Annotated in this window: 5 protein-coding genes and 1 pseudogene; 1 reads left to right on the forward strand and 5 read right to left on the reverse strand. The window is 55.8% G+C overall.

The genetic code is table 11. From position 1 onward, the window contains the following. Positions 1-527: IS256 family transposase (locus tag EP237_RS22555; protein ID WP_206052348.1), on the forward strand; the 527-nt coding region annotated here is incomplete at its 5' end. A 99-nt stretch (positions 528-626) separates the two neighbouring features. Here the strand turns inward: EP237_RS22555 and EP237_RS22560 are convergent. From EP237_RS22560 to EP237_RS22580, 5 genes and pseudogenes are all read right to left on the reverse strand, one after another. Then, a complete protein-coding gene (locus EP237_RS22560; RefSeq protein WP_127563070.1) occupies positions 627-1,019 on the reverse strand; it encodes a hypothetical protein in 393 nt (130 codons plus the stop codon). Between the two features lie 21 nt (positions 1,020-1,040). Then, positions 1,041-1,856 (reverse strand): annotated as a pseudogene (locus EP237_RS22565) (IS110 family RNA-guided transposase); the annotation flags it as partial. A gap of 77 nt (positions 1,857-1,933) precedes the next feature. Beyond that, entirely contained in the window at positions 1,934-3,580 is a 1,647-nt protein-coding gene (locus EP237_RS22570; RefSeq protein WP_127563071.1) for an IS1634 family transposase, read from the reverse strand. Between the two features lie 213 nt (positions 3,581-3,793). Continuing rightward, the gene (locus EP237_RS23875) at positions 3,794-3,904 is read right to left on the reverse strand and encodes an SEC-C metal-binding domain-containing protein (RefSeq protein WP_127563072.1); all 111 of its coding nucleotides are present in this window, start codon (positions 3,902-3,904) and stop codon (positions 3,794-3,796) included. Between the two features lie 92 nt (positions 3,905-3,996). After that, positions 3,997-5,788: glycosyltransferase (locus EP237_RS22580; protein WP_206052349.1), on the reverse strand; the 1,792-nt coding region annotated here is incomplete at its 5' end.

Here is a 5,788-nt window from a genome sequence, read left to right on the forward strand (position 1 = left end):
TCGCGGTCGTGGACGGGCTGAAGGGGTTCCCTCAGGCTATCGAGGCAGCGTTCCCCCAGACCCGAGTTCAGACCTGCATCGTCCATCTGCTGCGCCACTCCATGAACTTCGCCAGCTACAAGGACCGCAAGGCCGTAGCCGCCGCCCTCAAGGCGATCTACACGGCGGTCGATGCCGATGCTGCAGAACTGGCTCTGGCTGAGTTCGAGGACAGCGATCTGGCCAGGCGGTATCCGGCGATCGCGCCGAGCTGGCGCCGGGCCTGGAACGAGGTGATCCCGTTCCTCGACTACCCACCTGAGGTCCGCAGGCTGATTTACACCACGAACGCCATTGAGGCGTTGAACTCGAAAATCCGCCGAGCCGTCAGAACCCGCAGCCACTTCCCAGGCGACGACGCCGCGGCGAAATTGATCTATTGGGCGCTCAATGCTACATCGTCCGAGTGGAAGCGTTCGGTACGTGAATGGCACGCTGTCAGATCGCAGCTCGCCATCATGTTCGAAGACCGCTTCCCAATTGCGTAAGAAGAGGCGTCACGCACAAAATTCGGCACAGTCTCGTCTGGTTCGGAGTTTGGAGTGATGGAGGCCTAGGTGGAGACGCCTGCTCCTACCCTTCAGACATTACTGATCCGCTCTGAGGGCGAGCGGTATATCTTTCGGTGCCCGGATGACACCGCTCGCCTGAAACGCCTCCGGGCCGCCTTGGCGCGCCTTCTGCCCAAGTCCCCGGCCTGCACGCATCTGCGCGGACATGGCGGGGCCAAGGCCGCCGTGCGGCGGGTGCATCAGGCGCTGGCGGGTCATCGCCATGTGTTCCGCACCGATGTCCGATCCTATTATGCCTCGATCGACCACTTCAAGCTGATGGATCAGCTCGCCCGGCACGTCAGCGACCGGCAGGCACTGAACCTTCTGTGGCAATATATGCGCCGGACGGTGGAATACGGTGGCACGTTCCGAGAGATCACCCGTGGCATTCCAGCGGGCTGCTCGCTCAACCTTGCGCATCGGCATGTTTGGGCGCGTCTTGTCTTCTCAACCTCGGACTTTGGTCTGACAGACCGGCGGAGGCGTCACCGCTCGAGCGATGGCCCAAATGAAGCCAACCATCTCGCGGGCGATGGCCGTGGTGACAACCACCTTCGCTTTTCCAGCAGCGATCAGATGACGGTAGCGCTGGCACATTCGCAGTTGCCCCTTCCTTGCAATGTCGCGCACGGCCTTGGGCAAGCCCTCGATCCTATCGTGCAGCTTGCGACTGACGCGCGCCTGCATCCGATAGCTCCAGGCCCCTTCGATCAAAGCCCTTCTGGCAAGACCGCTCCCGGCCTTCGTGATCCCGCCGCGGCGTACGGTAGCCCCGCTCGAATGCTCGGAGGGTGTGAGACCGAGATATGCCATCAGCTGGCGTGGGTTGTCGAAACGATGAAAATCCCCGACCTCGGCCACCACCGTCACCGCGACGATGAAAGCTACGCCCCTCATCGCCTGAACCGCCTCGACCACCGGAGCCAACGACCAGCTCGGGAGCAGGTCGGCGATCTGCGTTGTAAGCCTCTCAACCCGAGCTTCGGCATCGGTGACCGCGTCGACATAGTCCTGGAACACGATCTGTTGCGCCGGATGCTTGAACCGCACAGTCGTCAACCAACACCGGTATGCCACCGTCCAACCCTTCTTGCCCGGGTAAATGCGGCCGTTCCTCAGAAGAAAGCCCTGCAAATACTGGCGCGCTTTTCCAAGGATACGCATCGCGGTCGCGCGCGCCCGAACCAAGTCGCGCATTGCTTCATGCGCCGCATCCGGCACCCACACGGCTGTCAACTCGCCCGCACGGTGCAACTTGGCCACCCAACTTCAACAGCTAAACACGTAAGCGATTGATATTATTGAAGCGGGATACCCTCTTTTGCCACAACATGGGCGTTTCAGGCAGGTTTGTTCAGGCTCAGGGCTTCGAAGAGGTGGAGTTGTTCCGGTTGCTGACGTGTGAGGGTGGTCTTGGTTGTCGGGCCGATACGGGCGACATGCTGCTGAATGCGTTCCAGAAGATCGAGAGCGGTGCGCGGGCTTGCGCTGTGCCCCTTGGCTTTCAGGCGCATGCGCATGACGCGGTAGAGGACGAGAGCCAGGAAGCAGATCATGGCGTGGGCGCGGATGCGATCAGGCAAACGGTGATGCACCGGCGCAATCTCGATGTCGGATTTCAGCACGCGGAAGCCGCGCTCGATCTCTGCGAGGCCCTTGTAGCGCGCGACGGCCTCAGCGGCGGTGAGGTCGGGGGCATTGGTGATCAGCGCAAGCTTGCCGTCGAAGAACTCGGCCTCGGCGATGGCGTCTTCATCGACCGACCAGCTGAACCGATCCGCATTCAAATCGGCCTTGAGGAAGCGGGTGAGCTCAGCCTCCGCAACGGCACGGGTGAAGCGGCTGTAGGCACCTCGGTCGGAGGCGCGACGGCCCTTGGCGGTCTTTCCAGCATCCTGGGCGTCGAGTTTGCCGACCATCTTCTCGGCCATGGTGTCGAGCTCAGCGACGCGCGCCCGGCGCCGCTCGCCCTGTTCAGCGGCACGCAGCGGATCATGGTTAACGATCAGGCGATGACCCGCAAAACGGTCTTCGGCCAGCCCGGCCTCGTCGAAGGCCATATGCCTGAAGGTCTCGACCAGATCACCGTAACGGCGTGCGGGGACGGCCAGGATGAACTCCAGCGTGCGCCCACCCTGCTCGGCCAGCGATGTCAGGGCGTCGATGTTGTCGAGGCTCAGAAGCCCGCGATCGGCCACGAGGATGACGCGCTCGATCGGGACGCGCTCCAGGACTGTGGTGAGCATCGCCTGCAGCGTCCTGGTTTCGGCCACGTTGCCCGGATGCACGGTATGCATGAGCGGCAGGCCTTCGGCGGTCTGCACGACGCCAAGCACGAACTGGCGGGCGATGCCGCCCGTCTCCTTGTTCATGCCGTAGGTGCGGATGTCGTCGTCGACCTCGCCTTCGCCGTGGATGCGTACGGTCGTCAGGTCGTAAAAGACCACGGTCAGATCGCGATCCACGAGGGGACGGATCTGGCGGGCCAGCCCGGCCTCCACGCGATCGACATTGTCCATCAGCGCGTCCATGGCGCGCAGGAGATGATGATGTTCGACCTTGGCGGGCATCTCCGGCATGGCCACGGTGTCCAGCCAGCGCAGGCACCCAAGCTTGCTTGTGGGGTCGCACAGGCGGTTGAAGACCATTGCCCGTACGAGAGCATCCGCTTCGATCTTGCGCCGCCCAGACCGCATGGCGCGGCCGAACGCACGGTCGAACCCCAGATCCTTCCAAAGCTCGTGCAGGGCAAAGACGTTGCCATAGGCCTTGGAGCTCTCGATCTCGACGGGAAACGCCGTATTGTCGCTGCGCCCGATGGCCCGGTTCAAACCGTTGATCAGGGGGTCGAGCTTGGCGGGGTTCAGATCCTCAAGTCGGCCGAGGTTGGCGACGACCCGATGGCGGACCTTGCCCTCGTCGTTGCGATAGCCCTCGACCAGTTGGAGATACTGGCGCCCACCGGATCTCGTGATCTTCGTGTACATGTCGCAACGATATGAGCTGATACAACAAGCTTCAATGAGTTATTTCATCGTGACGTGCCACAACAAAGATTTCGCCAAAATTCACCATCCGACACACCCAAAGCCCTTATTTCGTTGAGCTCGGCATCACCAGGCAGGGCTCAAATCAGGCGTGAAGTGTCGAAGTTGGGAAACCCGGATGTGACCATCCGGTCAAAATCAGTTCGCCCCACCTCACTTCTTGTATTTCCTGCCGCTTCCACATGGACACGGATCGTTTCTTCCAACTTTGTTTGAACGCGCGGGACCAGCTTTTGCGTTGCAGCACGCAGTCATTCCACCCATATCAGATTAATAAAAAATCCAGCATTGAGCTTTGGGCAGCAAGCTGCAATTGCAAGTGATGAAAGACTGATACCTACGCAAGACTTAGCCCTTCAAGAAACAGCAATACTTCTTTCCGGGAGGTGACAATTATCTCTCAACTGACTTATTATCGGGTCATTTACGAAAACAGCCTTTGTTGAATTCCAATATTTCGTGGTTTTTTTGTAAGGCAGTGGAACATGAATTTGCACATAGCGACACAAGATATATCGCGGAATCACAGTAACTTTGTTCTTACCTGAACCCGCATCCTCAGCATTCAAGAACGACGCAACAGTCCTTGCAAGCAATCCCGGACCAGTTTTAAACAATGTGTTTTCATTATGTCTATTTTCAAGCGCCAACTTGGCGCGTATGGCTGCACGAACCATTAGCGGATGCCCCTTAGGACAAGCGAGAAAGTTATTTGCCGTATACCCAAATGGTTCAGCAAAAACTGTGAAGCCGTCAAGCAATTCATAGAGGTCGTTAATATTGACCACAAGCCGGTCATCGCAATCTACGTATGTTCCCCCCCTGAGCATAAGTATGCACAGTCTAAAAAAATCACTCTCTTCCGCTGGTGAAGACGCATTATTAAAAGCTTTCAGCCAATCAAGACCCAACTTCTCTTTCAAAATTTTTCTAGCAGACTTCTTGTCGTAAAGATGATATTCATAATTAGCATCTTTCCTCCATGATTCTGTCAAGCCCACCATTTCTTGTGGTATCTGCGTTTTATCCCAATATTGGTGGATCAGTTTTTCTGGTTTAATTTGCCTTTGATCACGAGGCAACTCGAAATCTCCTGCAGCGGCTCGGATAATTTGTGTAAAGCCATATGTCAGCCTTCCGGAGTTGTTTTCCCATTCCCCATTTGGGTCAAAGGAAGATTCAACTTGAATTGTCTGCAAAATTGTTGGCGCACTGTGTAGCGTTCCAGTAGACAAGTCGCGCTTCTTGATCGCAGCCAACATACGATCAGCTTCTGATTTCTTGCCAATGCTTTGCTTTGCTCGGACAACTTGATTAAGTGCGCCAAGTGGCAGATTGTCTAGCAGAGGGTATGAATTGCAAATTCCATCAACATCCTCCAGCCGGTCCAACTGTATAAGTACATTTAGGACCATAGCCATTTTTTGAACAGTAATCCTTCCGCCTCGGGCGAGATATTTCTCTAGAATACCTTCGACCTGCTCCACGCTGCCTGTTTCTAAAAGCATATGCACATAATGGTTTTCAAAGACCTCGTGATTTGGGTTCTTCAACAGCAGAAATTTGGCAAACCTTGTCGCCACGGACAGCCTTCCTGCTTGACGAAGCAGTTTGATAATGAGAACAGCATCCTTGGCTTTGCGGTGGATAGGCAGATATGCCTTTCTCTGCGAAAGAGCCTGATCTGCGCTCTCGACTAAGGATTTTGCATAAAGGGTCAGGTATCCATGTTCTGATCTGGGAGCCAGGTCAATCAATCTATCGGTCAATTTCAACAGATCGTCTGGTTGGTTTGCGTGCAGCCTATTAATCAGTTTTTCACATGCAGACGCCGTTATTTGTGGTCTACTAAACAACTCCTCCACAATAAGCTTTCTGCAGTCTTCAGGCGCACACACCCAGAAATTGATTGCATCATAAATAACGATCAAATGATCTGGATTTATTTTGTTTAGGTTTCTGGAAAGATGTTCCCAAATGTGGGGATTGCTTTGCAGAACCGAATTACTCATTCGAAGCGCAGTAATGGAGCAATGACTTAGAACTTCAGCATGTACAGAGACGGGATGCTTGGCATTGGCTTCATCAGCTTCATTCAGAAGAACAAGTACTCTATCTAGATTCTGCGCGTGGGCGTTGGTATCGATC

Origin of the sequence: Nioella ostreopsis, from assembly GCF_004000255.1 — a bacterium.
In the GTDB taxonomy this organism is placed as follows: Bacteria; Pseudomonadota; Alphaproteobacteria; order Rhodobacterales; family Rhodobacteraceae; genus Nioella; species Nioella ostreopsis.